We start from the raw sequence: 3,476 nt of genomic DNA on the forward strand, positions 1-3,476 counted from the left end.
AACTGTTCCACAAATATCAGCTTTGTCTCCACTACAAGCGCCAGATGCCGCAAAAGCTCAGCCTCCTGACCCACCCAAGAAATCGCCGTCCTTACAAAAACCAGCGTCTTCAACACCGCCTTCTTTGCTCCCGGGGGAGAGGAGCAACCCGTTGGATGGTGCTGAGATGATCCTTATCCCTGCAGGTGAGTTCCTGATGGGCTCCGTTGAGGAGGTAGGAAGAGAGAATGAACACCCTCAGCATACAATATATCTTGATGCCTATTATATTTACAAATATCCGGTGACTAATGAGCAGTTTGCCCGCTTTGTGGATAAGACAGGTTATCGCTTTGAAGGCAATTGGAAAAAGTATTCAAAACTCTCTTTTCTTGAGCGAAATATTCTTAACGCTTTTTCCTTTTCTAATAATCTTGTTTCCCAAACCCGCTCACCAGAAAGGCATCCCGTGATATGTATCACCTGGAATGATGCAATGGCTTACTGCATGTGGGTTAGAGGGGATCTCCCCACGGAAGCGCAATGGGAGAAGGCAGCCCGCGGAACTGATGGGAGAGAATACCCTTGGGGAAATGAGTGGGATGGCACAAAGTGCAACTGGAAAAATGGGACGAAGATGGTAGGAATGGCTGATATCTCAAATTGGAGAGGCACCACACCGACGGGATCTTATCCTTCGGGCGTTAGTCCCTATGGTGTCTATGATATGGCGGGGAATGTTAATGAGTGGTGCGCCGACTGGTACGGTGAGAGCTATTACGGGGAGAGCCCCTCTAAAAATCCAAAAGGACCGCTATTAGGGGACTCTCGTGTTTTTCGTGGTGGTTCATGGAGCAATGAAAATGAAGTTCGTTTCCGATGTTCCTTCCGCATCGGACGTAATCCTTGTGGTTGGCTCAGCAACATCGGCTTCCGTGTCTGCCTCCCCTCCAGTATTCCCTGATTTTACTCTTTGGCCTTTATATTTGTTGGGAAATACCCGATTATTGCCACGCTGCCTAAATTTTCCACATACCTATGGCAATGAGTGCCATTTTCCACCAAGGCCTTTTGAGCTTCGCCTGGGCCTGTTCCCAGTGAATACGGTAATCCTCTTTCGCCTGCTCTTCTTTTTGAAGTTTTACCTTTAACTGCTCCATCGCTTCTGCCTGCTGCTGTTGCTTAAGCTGCTCTTCATCGATAATCCGCTGCGCCTGGGCGAGAGCTTCATCTTTCTGGATGATGGTCTCCTGGACGGATTGAAATGCGGTTTCTTTCTGACGGATCTCCTCTGCGATGATCTCCGGAGGAGCAGGGAGGGCTTTTAGTTTACTATCGATCTCTTCAAATTTATACCGGTACATCAGAAGGCCTTGCATCAAAGAATCGCGTTCCCGCTCCCACTCAAGCCGCTTTTTATCATAAAATTCGATAAATTCTATAAAAGAACCCTTAACATGTTCGGGGTTTGTTAGGGCTTCTGGCTTAGCTGAAGCATATTGTGCACCCCCTGTTAATGGTTCGGGGTTAACGTTCTCAAACTCATATATAGCAATATTATGTGGATTTTGTTCATCGTTGAATGAAGGCGATTTGTTTTCAGCCTTAACATGAGCATTAACACATTCAATCTCAGAAGAATGTATCAGCATTATATCGCCATGCTTGCCCTTTTTCTTCTTAATAAGGATTTGTTCACCCCTGGCCATTTTTCTCTTAACCCACATCCTTATGGCAGAAGGATTTTTGCCCGTTAATTTCCCGGCATCCTGAAGAGTTAACCATGTATGTTCAGACTTAACAAAGTTCACGCTTAACGTTCACCGTCCTTTTATAAAAAATAAATAGGAACCACATACTAGAATAAATCTAGCCGTGATTCCCGCAGATTTCATAATTCTCAGCATACTGGCAAAATCCTTCAAGAACTCTGTCATGGGTAAAAGCAGGCAAAACAATATAAAGTCAATATTTATCAGTAAATATCAATCATTGACATTAAAAGATAGTAAATGTATAATAAAGTAGTATAAAATAGTAAATATGGGGAGTCTGGCCTTTATGAAAATCGCTGACGATCAGCTATACACCGTCGAAGAAGTGGCAGATATTCTGAGATGTGGAAGAGAGACTGTAAGAAGAAAAATTAAGAGCAAAGCAATTGGAGCAACTAAAATTGGTAGAGACTACAGAATAACGGGTGTCGAATTGAAACGTTTTATTAATGAAGGCGAGCCTAAAGCCATAAGTGCCTAAAAAAATGCCACCCGGTGATGAGTGGCAAACCCGGGCTTTTTTACCGGGGCGTAAAAAATTACTAACTGCACTATTATTATAAACACGCCCTCCAGAAAAGTCAAAGCCCGGGACATTAATTTGGAGGGTTATTGTGTGGCCGATAGGAACGAGATAGATTTTATATTTGCCAGATATCCACTCTGGATCCGATATAGTGGACTTCCTATGGCTCTCGGGGCAAGTGGTTGGAGTATATTTCAACGACTTTTAGAACTGAGAGAGCGATTCGGAAATAATAAATTTTATTATTCACTCGAAAAACTCTGTGAGACTGCCGGCATAAGCAGCAGACCAAATATAAAACACCATTTGGAAAAGCAGGTCAAAATGGGTCTCATCAAATACGAGACCTCTGCTGGAAGAGGCAAAACAACAGAGTTTGAAATAATTGAACCCCTGAATACACCACTGCCAGAAAAAGAAGTATATCGAATTCATCCAAGACTCCGCTCAAAATCTTACAATAAGAAGCTTTCTGAAAATTCAGATGAGGCAAAAAAGGATATGAATCATATCCTTTTAGAGAGGAAAAGCGAAAAGGATACAAATCATACCCTTTTCGGCGAAAAAAAGGATACGAATCATACCCCTTTAGAGAACGAAAAGGATACAAATCATACCCTTTTCGGCGAAAAAAAGGATACGAATCGTACCCCCATTAAAAAGATATATATAAAAAGACAACAACAAAATGATCTTTCTCATGAGAGTGGGTTCGATCATGGAAATGCGGCATACTCAGAAGAAAACCTAGTGGTATCGCCTGTTGTTGTTGCTTTAGATGATAAAATGCTGAAAGAATATGGGATTGCAGGAGAGATGGCAAAAACCTGGCTTAAAAAGTATTCTCCGGCATTTCTCCTCGAAAAGATAGAAATACTGGAATATAAGCTGTACAAAGGAGAGGCGATAAAGAACCGCGGCGGGATGCTGAAGAAAGCCGTCGAGCAGGACTGGCAGCCACCCGAGGGGTTTTCCACGAGGACGCAGCGGGAGGAGGCGGCGCGGCGGGAGCGCGAGGAGAGAGAGGCTGAGGTGCGGGAGGCTGCGGCCCGCGAGGAGAGAGAGAAAAGGGAGCGGGAGCTCGCCTTGGCCGCCGAGGAGTGGAAGAAGACGGCGCCTTCGGAGGAGAGGGAGAAGATCAATAAGAGGGCCTTAAAAGAGGTGATGGCGGAAAACCCCGGCATTGAGGAGAAGCT

The 3,476-nt window shown here is 44.4% G+C and carries 4 protein-coding genes; 3 read left to right on the plus strand and 1 reads right to left on the minus strand.

Features of this window, described 5'->3' with window-relative positions; all coding sequences use genetic code 11:
- Window positions 1–151: 151 nt before the first annotated feature.
- Window positions 152–943, plus strand: a complete 792-nt coding sequence (locus tag RDU59_12865) for a formylglycine-generating enzyme family protein (protein MDQ7839371.1) — start codon at window positions 152–154, stop codon at window positions 941–943.
- A gap of 55 nt (window positions 944–998) precedes the next feature.
- Here RDU59_12865 and RDU59_12870 read toward each other — a convergent pair whose 3' ends face one another.
- A complete protein-coding gene (locus RDU59_12870; GenBank protein ID MDQ7839372.1) occupies window positions 999–1,790 on the minus strand; it encodes a hypothetical protein in 792 nt (263 codons plus the stop codon).
- A gap of 250 nt (window positions 1,791–2,040) precedes the next feature.
- Between RDU59_12870 and RDU59_12875 the strand changes: the two genes are divergently transcribed.
- Together RDU59_12875 and RDU59_12880 are read left to right on the plus strand one after the other, a co-directional pair.
- Window positions 2,041–2,235 carry a helix-turn-helix domain-containing protein gene (locus tag RDU59_12875; GenBank protein MDQ7839373.1) on the plus strand — a complete coding sequence of 65 codons (195 nt, stop codon included), beginning with the start codon at window positions 2,041–2,043 and terminating at the stop codon, window positions 2,233–2,235.
- A 369-nt stretch (window positions 2,236–2,604) separates the two neighbouring features.
- Window positions 2,605–3,476, plus strand: an 872-nt coding sequence (locus tag RDU59_12880) for a hypothetical protein (protein ID MDQ7839374.1), incomplete at its 3' end; no start/stop codon positions are given.

The organism is Thermodesulfobacteriota bacterium (genome assembly GCA_031082315.1).
In the GTDB taxonomy this organism is placed as follows: domain Bacteria; phylum Desulfobacterota; class QYQD01; order QYQD01; family QYQD01; genus QYQD01.